Raw genomic sequence first — 16943 nt, 5'->3', positions numbered from 1 at the left:
GGACTGCGTCAGGCGCAGCCCTGATGGTTGTTATCAAAAGCCGGTTCAGATCATGCTCGGGTCGGGTTCCAGGCCCATCAGCTCGCGGCCGAGGATCTGCGCGCACACGTCGTAGTCGGTGTAGGCATGAGCGCCAGTCATGTGCGAATCGCGGAATAGGCGTTGCATTTCGTTGTGTTCGAACCAGGCATTGCCGCCGGCGGCTTCGAACAGGCGGTCCACCGCCTGGATGCACATCTTGGTGGCGTAAGCCTGGTTGGTGCGCCAGAACGCCAGGGTTTCGCGGCTGGGATAACGCTGCTGCTCACTGTGTTCGGCGTGTTCGTTCCAGGTTTTTTCGAGAAAGGCACGCGCGGCGGCGACCTGGTGAGTCGACTCGGCCAGGCGCATCAACGCCGGGGTGGCGGCACCGACGGCGGCACCGGTGTAGGCCCGCACGCGGGTCTTGGTTTTTTCGCGGAACACCTCGAGCATCCGCTCGGCGACACCCAGGCTGACCGTGGAAAAACCGCTGGCAAAATAAGGCCGGTAGGGCGAGTAGAAAATCTTGCTGTCGGGGTACAAACCAAAGCCGGCGGACTTACCTTCCATCATGTCCTTGGCCTTCTGGATGCGGTGTTCGGGCACCCGGGCCTTGTCGATGATCAACGTCTTGGTGCCGCTGCCTTTCATGCCTGCCGCAAACCAGTCATCGCGTATCTGATAATCGCTGCGCGGCAGCACCGCGAAGCAGTAATCCTGGGTGCCCTGTGCATTGTTGCGGCGAAACCCCACGATCGCCCACTCAGCGTGATCACAGCCGCTGCTCCAGCCCATTTCGCCGCTGAACAACACCCCGCCGTCGACTTCCTCGGTGCGCCCGAACGGCGCAATGCTGCTACTGGCCGTGGCATTCGGGTCGGTGCCCCAGACCTCCTGCTGCAACTGGGCCGAGAACAGCGCCAATTGATGGCTGTGGGTACACAGCAGGCTCATGGCCCAGGCGGTGCTGGCGCAGGCCCCGGCGAGCAAGGCGATGCAGTCGGCAAACTGTGGCAATGACAACTCCATGCCGCCGAACGCTTTGGGTTGAAAGGCGCGGTGCAGCCCGATGCTTTTGAGCAGTGCGATATTTTCGGCAGGCACCTTGCGGTCCTGCTCGGCCATGAACGCGTTGGCCGCAATGGTCGGCAAGATGGACGTGAGGTCTTCGAGGAGCGGGTTTGGCTTTTTCATGGATGGCCCTGCTTATTATTGGATGTCCAGGCCACTGGTGAAATCGAGAAGTGGCGCCGGATGCAGGGCCAGTATGGTGCGAGCCTGGCTGGCGGAACATGCACCTTCCAGAGTCAAGATTGTACTTTTCATAGCCTTAACGTGGTCAGCCGACCGCAGGCACTGGCAGCCACAGACATGTCGCTCGGCAGCCACAGTCAAGCCCAGTGCGGTCACTGGGATTAACCTCGAGCTTTGCAATGTCTGCCACCAGGAACCCCCCATGAGCGATATTCCACTGCTGCCCCACGTTGAAGCCTTCCTCAGTCGACACCATGCGCTGTTCATCGACGGCGGCTACGTCCAGAGTCATTCCAGCCAGACAGTAGAGGTGATCAACCCGGCGACCGGCCAGGTCATCGCCCAAGTCGCCGACGCCGACCCGGTCGATATCGATGCGGCCGTGGCCTCGGCGCGGCGCGGCTTCAAACGGTGGTCACAAGCAGCTCCGGCAACGCGTGGCGCCGTGCTGTTCAAACTCGCCGACCTGCTGGAGCAGCATCGCGAAGAACTGGCGCAGATCGAAACCTGCCAATCGGGCAAGATCATCCAGATTGCCCGAGCCTTCGAAGTCGACCAGGCCGCGCACTTCCTGCGTTACTACGCCGGCTGGGCTACCAAGATCAGCGGCCAGACCATCACCCCGTCACTGCCCTCCTTCGCCGGTGAGCGCTATACCGCTTTCACCCTGCGCGAGCCCGTCGGTGTGGTGGTCGGCATCGTGCCGTGGAATTTCTCGACCATGATTGCCATCTGGAAACTCGCCTCGGCGCTGGTGACCGGTTGCAGCATCATCATCAAACCCAGCGAATTTACACCGCTGACCATCCTGCGCATTGCCGAGCTGGCGATTGAAGCCGGTCTTCCCGCCGGGGCGCTGAACGTCTTGACCGGGGGCGGCTCGGTAGGCAAAGGCCTGATCGAACACCCTGGCACCAACAAAGTGTCGTTTACCGGCTCCGTGCCGACCGGGGTTGCGGTGGGCCAGAGTGCCATGGGCGCCGCTCTGACGCGGGCCACCCTTGAGCTGGGCGGGAAAAACTCGGCCGGGTTCCTGCGCGATGTGGCGCTGGATAAGGCTGTCAGCGGCATCATCGAAGCGGGCTTTCTGCACTCCGGGCAAATCTGCGCGGCGGCCGAACGGTTCTTCGTGCATCGCTCGCAGATCGACGCGGTCATGGCCAAACTGGCGCAGCGCTTGAGCGCGCTGAATATTGGCTCGCCCCTGGATGAGCGCACCGAATTCGGCCCAGTCACTCACCGCCAGCATCAACTCAAACTCGGCGAGTTCTTCGCCAAGGCCCGCGCCGAAAACAACACCATCATTCACGGTGGCCACCTGATCGACCGTCCGGGTTGCTACGTCGAGCCGACGATCATCCTCGCCAACAGCGTCAACGACACCTTGCTCAACGAAGAAACATTCGGCCCCATTGCAACCTTCTTCCCCTACGACACTGAAGACGAACTGCTGGCATTGATGAACAACACGCCCTACGGCTTGAGCGCCAGCCTCTGGACCAACGACCTGGGCAAGGCCCTGCGCATGGTGCCCGCCATCGAAGCCGGCACGGTGTGGGTGAACATGCACACGATGCTGGACCCGGCGGTGCCGTTTGGCGGCAACAAATCCTCGGGCATCGGCCGGGAGTTCGGCAGCGCATTCATTGACGATTACACCGAGCTGAAGTCGGTGATGATTCGCTACTGAGCCCACCTCGATATTTTTCGACTGGCAGCGGGTGCAGCTCTGGCGATAAAACACCGCTAAAGTGATTGCTGTCTCACATAAGGAATTGACAGATGTTCATTGGACGACTCGCCAAGCTGACCGGCTGCACCCCGAAAGCCATTCGACTGTACGAGCAACTAGGCCTGATCAACGCGCCGGAACGTGAGGGGCGGTATCGCCTCTACAACGCTCACCACCTGGAAATCGTCCACCTCATACGCAAGGCGCAAGTGGCCGGGTTCAAGCTGGCCGAGATGAACCCGCTGATTGCCGCAAAAAACACGTTGAAATCCTTTCCGCTGGCATTGGCCAACCAGGCCGTCGACGACAAGCGCCGGCAAGTCCAGGACAAAATCACCGAACTGCAGGCGCTTGATCTTCACTTGATTGGACTCAAACGCGAGATGAACTCAATGTTTGCGCCTCGTCCTGACGCGGGTCTTGATAAGGTTGATGCGCCTGTCTGTGCAGATAAGCAAACGCTTGCTTCAACGCCACTTCAGGCGGCCGCGGGTTGAAACCCAATTCGTTTTTCGCCTTGGTGATGGTGTATTCCTGCGCCACGTTGTGAAACAGGCGCACCTGGCTCAAAAGCAGCTGAGCGGACTTGCCACCCCATTGCGCCCGGCGCTCCTGGAGCCAGGCCACGCCCAGCAGTAACCAGCGTGGGGCTGAGACAGGCTGGCGATACCCAGGCGCTTGGGTGTTGGCAGCCTCGATCAAATCGCTGAGCGGCGACGAACGCTCATTGGCGAGGATATAGCGCTGCCCTGGCCGGCCCTTTTCGGCGGCGAGTATCATCCCGTCGGCCACATCGCGAACATCCACGAAGTTGGAACGAAATCCCGGGTCAAAAGGCATCTGCCGCTGCCGAACGGATTGAAGAAACCCCATGGTATCCGTGAGGTAGCCGGCATTGGGGCCGACCATGGCCGAAGGCAATACCGACACCATGCTCAACCCCAACGCCTCCGCACAGTGCCAGGCCGCCTGCTCGGAGAGAATCTTCGATGTGTAGTAGGCGTTTTCGCTTTCCGTATTCCAGTGTGCCTCATCCAGCGCCGTACCATCATGACCGACGGCGGCCACCGAACTGACGTAGACCACACGCCGTACACCTGCCCGTGAAGCAGCTTCCAGCACACGTCGCGCGCCCTGGATATTCGGCTCGACAATCTCGGCCTGCGGGTTGCGCGCCCAGTGCCTGAACACGGCGGCCGATTGAAACAGCACCTCTACGCCCTCCAATGCCTTGTCCAGGGCCGCACTGTCCTGCAACTCGGCATACACCAATTCGCAGTCCAGCCCGGCAAAGGGCGTGTGATTACTGAGGTCACGAACGCCGGCTCGAACCCGATAGCCCTGGCTGATCAGCGCGCGCACTAAATTATTACCCAGGTGGCCGTTGGCCCCCGTCACCAAACATAAACCTTTCACAGCAGCTCCTTTTGTCAGCGCGCCAGCGTGGGCGCTTGAAAAAAGGGTACGAGGTGTCCCATGGGACAGAGTCAAGTCATTCAGTGCTCGGAAGATCAACCCAACTGTGGATCCATTATTTTTAGAATGGCCGATAATCGCCCTATTAATAAGCGTAAAAAGATTGACCTACTAACCTTCACGCCATTTAATGGATCCATTAAATAAAAATAATCCATTGCCTGGAGAGTCGTCATGTACCCCAAGAACACGTGGTATGTCGCCTGCACCCCCGATGAAATCGCGCAAAAGCCCCTGGGTCGACAGATCTGCGGCGAAAAAATGGTGTTTTATCGTGGCCAGGAAGGCGCCGTCGTGGCCGTGGAGGACTTCTGCCCCCATCGTGGCGCGCCGCTCTCGCTGGGCTATGTCGACAACGGCAACCTGGTCTGCGGCTATCACGGCCTGGTCATGGGCGGCGACGGCAAGACGGTGGAAATGCCCGGTCAGCGGGTGCGTGGTTTTCCCTGCAACAAGACCTTTGCCGTGGTTGAGCGTTACGGCTTCATCTGGGTGTGGCCCGGCGATCAGAGCCAGGCCGACCCGGCACTGATCCACCACTTGGAATGGGCCGTGAGCGATGAGTGGGCCTATGGCGGCGGGCTGTTTGATATCCAGTGCGATTACCGCCTGATGATCGACAACCTGATGGACCTGACCCACGAAACCTACGTGCATGCTTCCAGCATCGGCCAGAAGGAAATCGACGAAGCGCCGCCCGTCACCACGGTGCAAGGCGATGAAGTCGTCACCGCACGGCACATGGAAAACATCATGGCTCCGCCGTTCTGGCGCATGGCTTTACGCGGCAACAACCTTGCCGATGACGTGCCGGTGGACCGCTGGCAGATCTGCCGCTTCACCCCGCCCAGCCATGTGCTGATCGAAGTCGGCGTGGCCCACGCCGGCAAGGGTGGCTACAACGCCGCTCCCGAACACAAGGCTGCGAGCATCGTGGTCGACTTCATCACCCCGCAAACCGATACCTCCATCTGGTACTTCTGGGGCATGGCGCGCAACTTCAACCCGCAGGATGAGGCACTGACCGCCAGCATTCGCGAAGGTCAGGGCAAGATTTTCAGCGAAGACCTGGAGATGCTCGAGCGCCAGCAGCAGAACCTGCTGGCTCACCCGGAACGCACCCTGCTCAAGCTGAATATCGATGCGGGCGGTGTGCAGTCGCGCAAGATCCTGGAGCGACTGATTGCCAAGGAACGCGCCCTCGAACCGCAACTGATCACGACCACCACCGCCTGAACAACACGATAACTCTGCGAGGACTGAACATGATCGATGTGGTGGTGGTATCCCGTAACACCGAAGCCCAGGACATTTGCAGCTATGAACTGGCCAGTGTCGATGGCCAGCCGCTGCCGACCTTCAGTGCTGGTGCGCACATTGACGTGCACCTGCCCGATGGGGTGATCCGGCAATATTCCCTGTGCAATCACCCCGAAGAACGTCATCGCTACCTGATCGGCGTGCTCAAGGACCCTGCCTCCCGGGGCGGCTCGCGCAGCCTGCACGAGCAGGTTCACGAGGGCACGCGCCTGGCGATCAGCGAACCACGCAACCTGTTCCCCCTGGCCCACGACGCGCGCCGCAGCCTGCTGTTTGCCGGCGGCATCGGCATCACCCCGATCCTGTGCATGGCCGAACGCCTGGCCCACGCGGGTACCGACTTCGAACTGCATTACTGCGCCCGCTCCAGTGAGCGTGCGGCGTTTGTGCAGAGGCTCAAGGCGTCGCCGTTTGCCGAACGGGTGTTCCTGCATTTCGATGAGCAGCCGCACACGGCCTTGAATGCTGCCGAGGTGCTGGCGGCGCCCGCAGACGACGTGCACCTGTATGTCTGCGGCCCTGGCGGGTTCATGCAGCATGTGCTCGACAGCGCACGCGCACAGGGCTGGCAGGAAGACTGTCTGCACCGCGAATACTTTAGCGCGACACCAATGGACAGCAGCCTCGACGGCGGCTTTTCGGTGAAGCTCGGCAGCAGCGGCCAGGTCTTTGAAATCCCCGCCGACAAGACCGTGGTCCAGGTTCTGGAAAGCCATGGCATCGAGATTGCCGTGTCCTGCGAACAGGGGATTTGCGGCACCTGCCTGACCCGTGTGCTCGACGGCATCCCGGAACACCGCGACCTGTTCATGACCGAGCAGGAGCAGGCCCTCAATGACCAGTTCACCCCCTGCTGCTCGCGCTCGAAAACCCCGCTGTTGGTGCTCGATATCTGAGCCCCGTCATGTGCTGGGCAAGATGACCTTCATGCGCGCATCGGCGGTGGCCGAACTGAAGATCTCGGCATAACGCAAGGTGGCATTGGCGTGTTCGCGCATGATGGCTTCGGCCCGAGCGCCCTGGCGATTGACCAGGGCGTCGAACACCGAATGGTGTTGCAGGTGGGCATAGTTGAAGCGCCGGTATTCACGGGCCATGTCGTCGCGATCCACCGCCAACGCGGTCACCGATGCAAACGGCAGGTGATCATTGCGCGCCAGCGCATCGGCGATCGCCGGGTTGTGGCTGCCTTCGACGATGACTTGATGAAAGCGCATGTTCAGGTCGTGATAAACCTCAAGGTCATCCTCGGTCACGTAACCTTTTTCGAACAGTTGATCGCCCTCCACCAGGCAGCGTTCAAGCACCCTGCGCGCCTCGTCGGACAACCCCCGCTCGGCAGTTTGACGCGCCGCCAAGCCCTCGAGCACACCACGCACTTCGACCGCGCCGGCAATGTCGCTGGGGCTGACCGAGCGCACCTGATAGCCGCGCCCGCCGAATGGCACCAGCAGCCCTTCCTGCTCGAGGGTACGAAAGGCCATGCGCACGGGCATGCGCGACACGCCGAACAGCTGCGCCGTAGGAATCTCCATCAAGCGCTCGCCCGCCGCCAGCTCCCCGCTGGCGATCATCTTGCGCAGTGCAACCAGCACCAATTGACCGGGTTTACTCATCCAGGCAACTTCCAGAACACGTGGGCTGCCATAGTACCGCAAGCGTCTAGTCAGTACCGCAAGCACCTGGCCGCGTCAGATGAACGCCAGCGCTGCGCGTGCCCCGTCTATGGCGCCCAGGTGCTGCGCCAGCCGCGACGGCAGGTAATCGAAAAAGAACCCGGCGCTTTGCAGCTTGGCGGCACGCAAGGGATCATCGTCGGGCAGTGCCCTGGAGACCCGCGCGGCCCGCGCCCAGGCAAAGGCCAGCAACGCGACGCCACAGAGCTGGAGGAAATCCGGTGCCGCCCGATAGGGGTATTCACTGTCCTCGTGCGCGCGTTCACGTATGGCGCTCACCACACGGGCCAACGCGTCGCACAGGCTACCCAACGCACCGCAAAAGCCTGCGCATTCGACAGACTGTCCGCCCTGCCCGGCCTCGGCGCGCAACGCGTCCAGCAGCAGGCCAAAGGCGCGGCCCTCATCCCCCAGCACCTTGCGCAGCAACAGGTCATTGGCCTGGATCTCATTACTGCCCTCGTAGATCATCGCGATACGGCTGTCGCGCAGGGTTTGCTCGATGGCGAACTCGGTGACATAGCCGTAACCGCCGAACACCTGCAGCGCATGGCTGGCCTGCCGAAAACCCTGTTCGGTGAAAAACGCCTTGATGATGGGCGTCAGCAACGGCGCCAACTGCGCGGCCGACGAGTCCTGGTCATGCTCGGCCTGATCCAGCAGGTGCGCCGCCCAATAGCCGATGGCGCGGATGCCCTCGCTGGTGGTGCGCAGCTCCAGCAACACGCGGCGCATGGCCGGGTGGTAACGGATCGGGTCAGCCGCCTGGGCGACCACCTCTTCCGGCCTTGACGGCGCACGCATCTGCAAGCGTTCGGCGGCGTACTGGCGGGCGTTCTGCCAAGCCGCCTCGACATGCCCCAAGCCTTGCAGGCCGACATGCAGGCGCGCCGAATTCATCATCACAAACATCGCCGCCAGGCCGCGATTGGTCGCGCCGATCAGCCAGCCTTGGGCACCGTCGAATACCAGCGAGCACGTAGCGCTGCCCTTGATGCCCATCTTGTGTTCAATGCCGTCACACCGCACGCCATTGGGCTGGCCATCGTCCAGCTGCTTGGGCACCAGGAACAGTGAAATGCCACGGCTGCCCGGCGGCGCATCGGGCACGCGCGCGAGCACCAGGTGCAGGATGTTGGCCGTGAGGTCGTGCTCGCCACCGGAGATAAATATTTTGCTGCCGCTCAGGCGATAGCTGCCATCCGCCTGGGGCTCGGCGCGACAGCGCAGCAAGCCGACGTCGCTGCCGGCCTGGGGTTCGGTCAGGCACATGGTGGGCAAGGTCTGGCCGCTGACAATCTCGGGCAAATAGCGCGCCTGCAGCCAGGGGGCGGCGTGGGCCTTGAGGCACAGGTACGCGCCGTGGGCGATGCCGGTGTACATGGCCCAGGCGTGATTGCTGGCGTAGAGCATCTCTTGCAGCGCCGCCTCGAGCAGTTGCGGCAAGCCCTGCCCGCCCGCCGCCTCGGCGCACGCCAGCGCGGGCCAGCCACCCTCGACATAGGCGCGATAGGCCTCGACGAAGCCGTCCGGGGTGCTGACCTGGCCCGCCTGCCACCGGCAGCCCTGGCGGTCACCCTGGCTGTTCAACGGCGCCAGCACGCCCTGACTGAAGCGCGCCGCCTCTTCCAGCACCTGGAGCGCGAGCGGCAGGTCCAGGGCCTCGAACGCCGGGCTGCGGCGCCACGTGTCGGGTGCCTGCAACCAGTGCTCAAGCACAAACTGCATATCGCGCAAAGGCGCCTCATAGCTCCACATCGGCACACCTCATCGACTAAAAATCGTGCGCTTCAAGCGCGATAGGCGGGGTTTTCGATCAACAACGCCATGCCCTGCCCGCCGCCCACACACGCGGCGGCAATCCCGTAGCGCAGGTGGTGCTGGCGTAATTGCCGGGCCAGGGTCATGACCAGGCGCAGGCCGGTGGCGGCCAGCGGATGCCCCAGCGCGAGGGCGCCGCCCTGGACGTTGAGCCGGGCGCTGTCCAGTTCCAATTCCTGAGCCACCGCGAGCACCTGGGCGGCCTGGGCTTCGTTGATCTCGAAACGGCCGATGTCGTCCAGGCTCAACCCGCTGCGTTGCAGCAGCAGGCGAATTGCCGGTGCCGGACCGATGCCCATGAACTCCGGGGCCACCCCCACCACTGCGCTGGCCAGCAGCCGCGCCAGGGGCGCACGCGTGCAGGCCGAGGCGCGGCCCACCAGGGCGGCCGCCGCGCCATCGACCACCGCGCAACTGTTGCCGGCGGTTTGTACACCGTCGGCATGCACGGCGTGCAGACGCGCCAAGGCCGCCAGGTCGGTGGGCCGTGGGTGGCTGTCGGCGCTGACGGCACTGGCGCGGCGTGCCAGGCTGATCCCTCTGGGCTGATAGCCCTCAAGCGCGAACACCTGGTGATCGACCGTGACGATTTCTTCAGCCCAGGCGCCGTCACGTTGTGCCTGCAAGGCGCGCTGATGGCTGTCGCAGGCGTAGCGGTCCACCGCCTCGCGGCTCAAGCCATAACGGCGCGCGAGGTTGTCGGCCGTGGCGATCATGTCCAGGCCCGGGGCCGGGTCGTACAGCGCTTCCCAGAGAAAATCCTTGAACTGCACTTCGCCGCCGAGACGAAAGCCGCCCCGGTGGGTGTAGGCGGCAATCGGGTTGCGCGACATCGATTCACTGGCCACGCACAGGGCCAGTTGCACCTCGTCACGCAGCTGCTCGGCGGCCTGGCGCAACAGCTCGAAACCGGTGGCGCAGATGCGCTGCACCCCCAGCGCGGGCACCGATTGCGCCACCCCGCTGTACAAGCCGATATGCCGTGGCAGCAAGTAGGCATCGAAGCTGGCCTGGGCCATGGAGCCGGCCAGTACGCTGTCCACCGCCCCAGGCTCGATGCCGGCTCGCGCCAGCACTTCGCGGCCCACCTTGATCCCCAAATCGATGGGCGACACCTGGGACAGCGCGCCGCCAAGGTCGACCCACGGGGTGCGCACCGCCTCGAAAATCGCCGCGTCGGCAAACGCCGAATACTGCCCGGCGCCGCTCAAGGCTTGGGCCCGGCGCGCAGGATGGTCGGGTCTTCACCGCGATACAACGCCTCGACCCTCGCCGCGCGCCATTGCAACACCGCACGCTGGTTGATCGAGCCTTTGTCGGTGATTTCCCCACGGTCGATGGACGCCGGCTCATCCAGCACGGCAATCCACTCCAAGCGACTGGCATTGCCGGTGGCCTCGCGATTGAGCCGCTGCAACCAGTCACCGAACCACTCGCGCACCGGCGCGCTGGCCAGCACCTCGGCGTCACTGGCGTCGGTGCTCAAGCCCGCCAGCCGGCGACACTCGTAGAGCCTGGGGAACACCAGGGCACCCAGGCATTCGCGGTCCGGCGCGGCAATCACCAGGTCCTGCACATAAGGCGAGCCTTCGAGCACCGCACGATTGCGCAGCGGCCCAACGCTGACAAACACGCCTGAGGAGAGCTTGAAGTCCTCGGCAATGCGTCCATCGAACATCAGCCCCAGTTGCGGTTGCTGCGGGTCGGCGAGCTTGATCGCGTCGCCCGAACAATAGAAACCCAGTTCGTCGAACACCTCGGCGGTCTGCTCGGGCGCCCGCCAGTAACCGGGCATGATGTGCGGCCCGCGAAAGCGTCCCTCGAATTTGCCGTCCAGCGGCACCAGGCGCACCTCACAGCCCGGTGCGGGCAACCCGATATACCCGGCCATCGACAGCGGCCCGGTGGTAAAGGTGCAGGACGGCGCGGCTTCGGTCATGCCCAGCCCGGCCATCATGCGGATACGTTCACCGCAGTGCCGCTCGGCCACGCGGTCGAGGCGGTCCCAGATACTTTGCGACAGGCCGGCGGCGGCGAAGAAGAACAGTTTCATCCGCGCGAAAAAGCGCTCGCGCAACTCAGCGTCCTGCTCCAGGGCGTTGACCAGTTCTTCCCAGCCCTTGGGCACCGTCAGGTAGGCCGTGGGCGACACGTCCTTGAGGTTGCGCAGGGTCTCGGCAAAGCCCTGGACCGTCGGCTTGCCGTCGTCGAGGTAAAACGTACCGCCGTTGTAGAGCACAATGCCGACGTTGTGGCTGCCGCCGAAGGTGTGGTTCCACGGCAGCCAGTCGACCAGTACCGGCGGTTCCTCACCGAACACCGGGAACGTCTGCAGCAGCATCTGCTGATTGGCGCAGAGCATGCGTTGGGTGGTGACGACCGCTTTGGGCAACTTGGTGGAGCCCGAGGTAAAGAGAAACTTAGCGATGCTGTCGGGGCTGGTGGCCTTGAACGCCGCTTCGGCCTCAGCGCCACCCGGCGTTTGCAGAAGGCTGGCGAAGCTGGCCTGAGTGCGCCCCGGCGCGTGGCCGCGCACGCTGATCAACGGAGTCTCGACCGGCAATACGGCGTCGATTGCGCGTTGGTAAGCGGACGCATCGCTGACGAACACCAAGCCCGGTTGCAGCAGGTTGCACACATGCCGCAGCTTGGCGAAATCCTGGGACAACAATGAATACGCCGGCGACACCGGGCAGTAAGGGATTCCGGCATACATCGCGCCGAGAGCCACCTGCAGATGCTCGATGTCGTTGCCAGACAGTAATGCCAGCGGTTTGTCCGCCGAGAGGCCGTAACGCAGCAGGCCCTGGGCAATCGCGCGCACGCTGTCGAGCATTTCCCTGTAGCTGACACGACGCCAATCACCACCGGCCTGGCGTGCGGCGATAAATGTTTGCTCGGGCCGCACCTGGGCCCAATGCACCAAACGATCGAGCAAGCGTGCCGGTAATTCACCCAGCGGATCCAGGGAACGCATGTGCAACACGCCCTGTTCTTCAGTGACCTGCACCGGCGCGTGGCCGATGGACACCTCGCGGTATCGCGGCGTGGGCTGGGGTTGCGGTCGGAATTCGGAACTCACAAGGATGTCCTCCATCAAGGCGGATCAACGCCGCCTTGTTATTGTTATGTCGCCGCGCCTTGTTCAGATCGGGTAATGCCGCGGCCCGTTCTGCAAGGTGACCCAACGCAATTGCGTAAAGTGTTCAATCGAAGCCTTGCCGCCAAAGCTGCCGTAGCCGCTGGACTTGACCCCGCCAAACGGCATCTGCGCCTCGTCGTGCACGGTCGGGCCGTTGATATGGCAAATGCCCGACTCCACCCGTTGCGCCAAGGCCAGCGCACGCCCGGTGTCGCGACTGAAGATCGCCGCCGACAGGCCAAACTCGGAGTCGTTGGCCAGGCGCAGCAGGGCTTCGTCTCCGTCACCGCGCAGCAGCACCGCCACCGGGCCGAAGGACTCTTCGCGGTACAAACGCATGTGTTCGGTGACGCCATCGATCAGGGTCGGCTGCAGGATACTGCCTTCCAATTGGCCGCCCACCACCAGCCGTGCACCTTTGGCGAGGGCATCGTCGATCAAGGCCTTGATGCGCGTGCCGGCACGCGCGTCCACCAGCGACCCCAGCACTGAATCCGCCGCGTCGGGGTTGCCCGCGCGCAGGGTCGCGACCTTGGCCGCCAGCTTGGCGGTGAACGCATCGGCGACCTTGGCATCGACAATCAAGCGTTCGGTGGACATGCAAATCTGCCCCTGGTTGAAGTAGGCACCAAATGCTGCCGCCGCCACTGCTGCATCGAGGTCGGCGTCGTCGAGCACCAGCAACGGCGCCTTGCCGCCCAACTCCAGCAGGGCCGGTTTGAGGTGACGCGCCGAGAGTTCGCCGACAATCCGCCCCACATGGGTCGAACCCGTGAAGTTGACCCGGCGCACGGCCGGGTTGGCGATCAGCCGCTCGACAATCGCGGCGGCATCCTCTGGCGCATTGCTGATCACGTTGACCACGCCATCGCCCAGCCCGGCGTCCTGCAGCACCTGGCCAATCAGGCGGTGCACCGCCGGGCTCAATTCCGAGGCCTTGAGCACCACGGTATTGCCGCAGGCCAGCGGCATGGCGATAGCCCGCGTGGCGAGGATGACCGGGGCATTCCACGGCGCGATGCCCAGCACCACGCCGCAGGGCTGACGCAGGGCCATGGCGAAACTGCCGGGGACATCGGAGGGAATGACGTCGCCGGTGATCTGGGTGGTCATCGACGCGGCTTCGCGGAGCATATTGGCCGCCAGGCGCACGTTGAAGCCGTACCAGTTGGCCATGGCGCCGGTCTCACCGGCCGCAGCGATAAATTCCGCGCTGCGCGCCTGCAATTGCTCGGCCGCCTTGAGCAAACGGGTGCGGCGCTCGTTGGGGGCCAGCGCTGCCCAGGTGGGGAACGCGGCTTGAGCGGCGGCGACGGCGGCGTCGGCATCTTCCAGGGTCGCTGCGGCGACCCGCGAGACGACTTCACCGGTCACCGGGTTGCGGCGCTCGAAGGTTCGACCGTCGCGGGCGGCGCACGACTGGCCGCCGATCAACAGGGGCACGTCCAGCATGGTGATTCCTCTTTATTGTCTTTATCGGGAATACGTTCAAGCGGGGTACAGCGGCGCGGCCAGGCGGCCGCGCCCTTCAGCGTTTATACGCCTGCAGGCCAGGCTTGATGCTCTTGTCGTCGAGGAACTGTTTCATGCCCTGCTCGCGACCGCCTTCGGTGTCGAGCAGGCGCGACTGATCGAGCTTGGCGTAGAGGTAATCCTCGTTCTGCTCCCAGGTCAGTTCGCGGCAGCGCTTGAAGCCATGCTTGGCCGCGCGCAGCACCACCGGGTTTTTCTCGAGCAGGTTGCGCGCCAGTTCGATGGTCACTTCGCGCAGTTGCGCCAAGGGCACGCTTTCGTTGACCAGGCCCATTTCGGCGGCTTTCTGCCCGCCGAAGGTCTTGCCGGTCATGATGTAGTACAGGGATTGGCGATGGCCCACGGTGTCGGCCATGGCTTTGCTCACCAAGTTGCCCGGCGGGATGCCCCAGTTGATTTCCGAGAGGCCGAAGGTGGCTTCGTCAGCGCAGATCGCCAAGTCGCACGCCACCAGTGGGCTGAAGCCGCCGCCGAAGCACCAGCCATTGACCATGGCGATGGTCGGCTTGGCATACATGCGCAGCAGTTTCCATTGCCATTGCGAGGCTTCGCGGCGAATTTTTTCCTGGAGGATCTCCGGCCCGGCGTCCACTTCGCGGAAGTATTCCTTGAGGTCCATGCCGGCCGTCCAGGCTTCGCCGGCACCGGTCAGTACCAGTACGCCGGCGGCAGGATCCTGCTCCAGGGTTTCCAGTACGTCGATCATTTCCCGGTTCAGGGTCGGGCTCATGGCGTTGCGTTTTTCCGGACGGTTGAGGATGACCCAGGCGATGCCTTCCTCGATCTCAACCTTGACTGTGGTCCAACGGCCTTCGTAATTGCTCATGGCGGTACGCTCTTGTTCTGGTGTGAAGATGAGTCGAAATTAAACCGCAAATATAGTTATGTCAATTAACTATTAATCTGGATAACCAATATTTTTTCGGTGTAAAACCCGAGTTTTTATGGTGTTGTGAAACGTCGGCATAGCCAGGGCTCGCCAACCTCGGCAAACTAGATAGCCTTCTTAACCTCCACCTCTTGAGGATTGCACTGTTAATGGCCAAGCCTTCCAACATCGCCGCCCCCAGCCCGGCACTGCCCGACAACGAGGAGGTGCGGCCGCCGCTGGATTCAGCCCTGGACGATCTGATCGGTTACGCCATGCGCCGCGCCCAGCTCAAGCTGTTCCAGAACCTGATCGGCCGGCTGTCGGACCACGACCTGCGTCCCGCGCAGTTCTCGGCCCTGGCGATCATCGAGCAGAACCCTGGGCTGATGCAGGCCGACCTGGCCCGTGCCCTGGCGATTGAGCCGCCCCAGGTGGTGCCCCTGCTGAACAAGCTGGAGAGCCGCGCCCTCGCCGTGCGGGTCCGCTGCAAGCCCGACAAACGCTCCTACGGGATCTTCCTCAGCAAGACCGGCGAAACCCTGCTCAAAGCGCTCAAGGAAATCGCCGCCCAGAGCGACCAGGACGCCACGGCCGCCCTGGACAGCCAGGAACGTGAAGAACTGCTGCGCTTGCTCAAGAAGGTCTATCAGGACTGATCGCCCTACCAGAGCGCCACGGTGTAGAGCACCAGGAAGCGGGTCTGGTTTTCGTCGCGAAAGGCTGCGCCGCTGGGGAAGTCATTGCGGTAGATCGACTTGCGCGCCATGAACCCGACGCTCTTCAGCGGGCCGCTCTGAATCACATAGCCCAGCTCCATCTGGAACTCGCGCTCCTTGCGATCCTCGGCGTTGAAAGCCGCCAATTCGATGTTGTCGCCGCGCACATAGCGCAGCCGGCTCTTCAGCCCCGGCACACCCGCTGCGGCGAAATCGTAGTCATAGATGGCCTGCCAGGTGCGCTCCTTGGCGTTGAGAAAGTCCGAACTCATGGTCAGCTCGCTCATGCCCATCAACTCGGTGCCGGAAATATAGGGCGTGGCGGTCTCGCCGCTTGAATGCATGTAGCCAAGGCTCACGCGGTGGCCGCCCAGGCGGTAACCAAACAGCGCCGAGAGGTTGCGGTTATCCACGTTCCCGGCCTTGGCACTGCCGTCCTCGCGGCTGAAGAAGCTGCGCAGGTCACTGGTGAGCACGCCATCCCCCACCGGCAGGTTATGCAGCAACGCCAGGGTGTCCTGCTGGTAGAGGTCCGCGACCTGCGAGTGATAAACGCGCAGGCTGAGGTCTTTGTTGACCTGGTAGTCACCGCCGACGTAAGCCAGGTGCGAGGTGGTGGCGGTGGCATTGAAACGCCGGTTGGGCGAGGCGACGGTCATGGCCTGGTAGTCCGTGGAGTCGCGCTTGTTGATACGGTCGATATAGCCGGTGTTGAGGGTCAGGCCCTCGATGTCCTTGGAACTCAGGGTGGTGCCGCGAAAGGTCTGCGGCAGCAGGCGCGACGGGCTGGCGAAGGCGAACGGCAGGAAGATCGACACGTCACCCGCCTTCACCGTGGTTTGGGCAAACCGCAGCTTGGCGGTCGGGGCCAGGCGCGCGTATTCATCGGCGGCACGCTTGTCGCTGGCCGACACCGGCAACAACTCGGTGCCGCTGCGGTCCGGTGACGAGTCGAGCTTGACCCCCATCAACCCACGCACATCCAGGCCAAAGCCGACTGGGCCTGGGGTGTATCCCGATTCCAGGTTGAGGATGAACGCCTGGGCCCATTCCCGTGCGGCCGTCTTCGCACCGTCGTCCTTGTAGTCACGGTCCAGGTAGTAATTGCGCAGGGTCAAGGTACCGTGGCTGTCGTCGATAAAGCCTGCCGCCCACAGTGGGGTGGGTAGCACGCTCAAGGCCAGCGACGCCAGCAACAGGCGTGGAATGTTGTTCGACACACAGGAGACTGACGCAGCCGCAACGGCGTCCTCCATCGGGAGTTCTGGCATGTTCGATGTCCATTTTTTGTTGTTGTTTTTGGGGTGTCACACGCTCGGCCCAGTCGGCTTTGCGAGCCAAGAATGGAAACAGCCGAGGGCGCTCGTCAACTGCAACTGAG

General features: G+C 63.2%; 13 protein-coding genes and 1 pseudogene. 5 read left to right on the top strand and 9 right to left on the bottom strand.

All coding sequences use genetic code 11. The features are described from left to right. Window positions 1-45: 45 nt before the first annotated feature. A complete protein-coding gene (locus AC3ZU9_RS08895; protein WP_012724452.1) occupies window positions 46-1215 on the bottom strand; it encodes a p-hydroxyphenylacetate 3-hydroxylase oxygenase component in 1170 nt (389 codons plus the stop codon). Window positions 1216-1477: 262 nt separating this feature from the next. Between AC3ZU9_RS08895 and AC3ZU9_RS08890 the strand changes: the two genes are divergently transcribed. Together AC3ZU9_RS08890 and AC3ZU9_RS08885 are read left to right on the top strand one after the other, a co-directional pair. Continuing rightward, window positions 1478-2965: an aldehyde dehydrogenase family protein gene (locus tag AC3ZU9_RS08890; protein WP_490090605.1), complete on the top strand. Its 1488-nt coding sequence runs from the start codon at window positions 1478-1480 to the stop codon at window positions 2963-2965. A gap of 92 nt (window positions 2966-3057) precedes the next feature. Then, a pseudogene (locus AC3ZU9_RS08885) lies at window positions 3058-3366 on the top strand (MerR family transcriptional regulator); the annotation flags it as partial. 13 nt (window positions 3367-3379) lie between these two features. On the opposite strand, the gene AC3ZU9_RS08880 reads toward AC3ZU9_RS08885, so the two are convergent. Beyond that, window positions 3380-4423, bottom strand: a complete 1044-nt coding sequence (locus tag AC3ZU9_RS08880) for an NAD-dependent epimerase/dehydratase family protein (RefSeq protein ID WP_490090604.1) — start codon at window positions 4421-4423, stop codon at window positions 3380-3382. Between the two features lie 234 nt (window positions 4424-4657). Between AC3ZU9_RS08880 and AC3ZU9_RS08875 the strand changes: the two genes are divergently transcribed. Beyond that, window positions 4658-5719: an aromatic ring-hydroxylating oxygenase subunit alpha gene (locus AC3ZU9_RS08875; RefSeq protein ID WP_012724455.1), complete on the top strand. Its 1062-nt coding sequence runs from the start codon at window positions 4658-4660 to the stop codon at window positions 5717-5719. Window positions 5720-5748: 29 nt separating this feature from the next. Continuing rightward, window positions 5749-6699 carry a PDR/VanB family oxidoreductase gene (locus AC3ZU9_RS08870; RefSeq protein ID WP_490090603.1) on the top strand — a complete coding sequence of 317 codons (951 nt, stop codon included), beginning with the start codon at window positions 5749-5751 and terminating at the stop codon, window positions 6697-6699. Between the two features lie 6 nt (window positions 6700-6705). Here AC3ZU9_RS08870 and AC3ZU9_RS08865 read toward each other — a convergent pair whose 3' ends face one another. The 6 genes from AC3ZU9_RS08865 to AC3ZU9_RS08840 all read right to left on the bottom strand — a co-directional run bounded on the left by AC3ZU9_RS08865 (window position 6706) and on the right by AC3ZU9_RS08840 (window position 14801). Continuing rightward, the gene (locus AC3ZU9_RS08865) at window positions 6706-7419 is read right to left on the bottom strand and encodes a GntR family transcriptional regulator (protein ID WP_102061412.1); all 714 of its coding nucleotides are present in this window, start codon (window positions 7417-7419) and stop codon (window positions 6706-6708) included. A gap of 75 nt (window positions 7420-7494) precedes the next feature. Next, the gene (locus AC3ZU9_RS08860; RefSeq protein WP_490090602.1) at window positions 7495-9237 is read right to left on the bottom strand and encodes an acyl-CoA dehydrogenase; all 1743 of its coding nucleotides are present in this window, start codon (window positions 9235-9237) and stop codon (window positions 7495-7497) included. A 32-nt stretch (window positions 9238-9269) separates the two neighbouring features. After that, window positions 9270-10511, bottom strand: a complete 1242-nt coding sequence (locus tag AC3ZU9_RS08855; protein ID WP_490090601.1) for a thiolase family protein — start codon at window positions 10509-10511, stop codon at window positions 9270-9272. Beyond that, window positions 10508-12382 (bottom strand): feruloyl-CoA synthase, encoded by a 1875-nt coding sequence (locus tag AC3ZU9_RS08850; RefSeq protein ID WP_490090600.1) that lies wholly within the window; start codon window positions 12380-12382, stop codon window positions 10508-10510. The genes AC3ZU9_RS08855 and AC3ZU9_RS08850 overlap by 4 nt, the downstream gene beginning before the upstream one ends. Window positions 12383-12445: 63 nt before the next feature. Next, window positions 12446-13894, bottom strand: a complete 1449-nt coding sequence (locus AC3ZU9_RS08845) for an aldehyde dehydrogenase (protein ID WP_490090599.1) — start codon at window positions 13892-13894, stop codon at window positions 12446-12448. A gap of 76 nt (window positions 13895-13970) precedes the next feature. Next, the gene (locus AC3ZU9_RS08840; protein WP_010567568.1) at window positions 13971-14801 is read right to left on the bottom strand and encodes a p-hydroxycinnamoyl CoA hydratase/lyase; all 831 of its coding nucleotides are present in this window, start codon (window positions 14799-14801) and stop codon (window positions 13971-13973) included. A gap of 212 nt (window positions 14802-15013) precedes the next feature. Here AC3ZU9_RS08840 and AC3ZU9_RS08835 point away from each other — a divergent pair, with 212 nt between their 5' ends. Beyond that, window positions 15014-15502 (top strand): MarR family winged helix-turn-helix transcriptional regulator, encoded by a 489-nt coding sequence (locus AC3ZU9_RS08835; protein ID WP_012724462.1) that lies wholly within the window; start codon window positions 15014-15016, stop codon window positions 15500-15502. Window positions 15503-15507: 5 nt separating this feature from the next. Here the strand turns inward: AC3ZU9_RS08835 and AC3ZU9_RS08830 are convergent, their stop codons facing one another. Further along, entirely contained in the window at window positions 15508-16833 is a 1326-nt protein-coding gene (locus tag AC3ZU9_RS08830) for an OprD family porin (RefSeq protein ID WP_490090598.1), read from the bottom strand. Between the last annotated feature and the right edge of the window lie 110 nt (window positions 16834-16943).

The organism is Pseudomonas sp. A39 (assembly GCF_058145955.1).
This window is presented reverse-complemented; position numbering and strand designations above follow the sequence as displayed.

Bases quoted from the DNA above. Each gene is read 5' to 3' on its own strand.
- AC3ZU9_RS08895 (WP_012724452.1), bottom strand. From the start codon at position 1,215: ATGAAAAAGCCAAACCCGCTCCTCGAAGACCTCACGTCCATCTTGCCG.
- AC3ZU9_RS08890 (WP_490090605.1), top strand. From the start codon at position 1,478: ATGAGCGATATTCCACTGCTGCCCCACGTTGAAGCCTTCCTCAGTCGA.
- AC3ZU9_RS08875 (WP_012724455.1), top strand. From the start codon at position 4,658: ATGTACCCCAAGAACACGTGGTATGTCGCCTGCACCCCCGATGAAATC.
- AC3ZU9_RS08870 (WP_490090603.1), top strand. From the start codon at position 5,749: ATGATCGATGTGGTGGTGGTATCCCGTAACACCGAAGCCCAGGACATT.
- AC3ZU9_RS08865 (WP_102061412.1), bottom strand. From the start codon at position 7,419: ATGAGTAAACCCGGTCAATTGGTGCTGGTTGCACTGCGCAAGATGATC.
- AC3ZU9_RS08860 (WP_490090602.1), bottom strand. From the start codon at position 9,237: ATGTGGAGCTATGAGGCGCCTTTGCGCGATATGCAGTTTGTGCTTGAG.
- AC3ZU9_RS08845 (WP_490090599.1), bottom strand. From the start codon at position 13,894: ATGCTGGACGTGCCCCTGTTGATCGGCGGCCAGTCGTGCGCCGCCCGC.
- AC3ZU9_RS08840 (WP_010567568.1), bottom strand. From the start codon at position 14,801: ATGAGCAATTACGAAGGCCGTTGGACCACAGTCAAGGTTGAGATCGAG.
- AC3ZU9_RS08835 (WP_012724462.1), top strand. From the start codon at position 15,014: ATGGCCAAGCCTTCCAACATCGCCGCCCCCAGCCCGGCACTGCCCGAC.
- AC3ZU9_RS08830 (WP_490090598.1), bottom strand. From the start codon at position 16,833: ATGCCAGAACTCCCGATGGAGGACGCCGTTGCGGCTGCGTCAGTCTCC.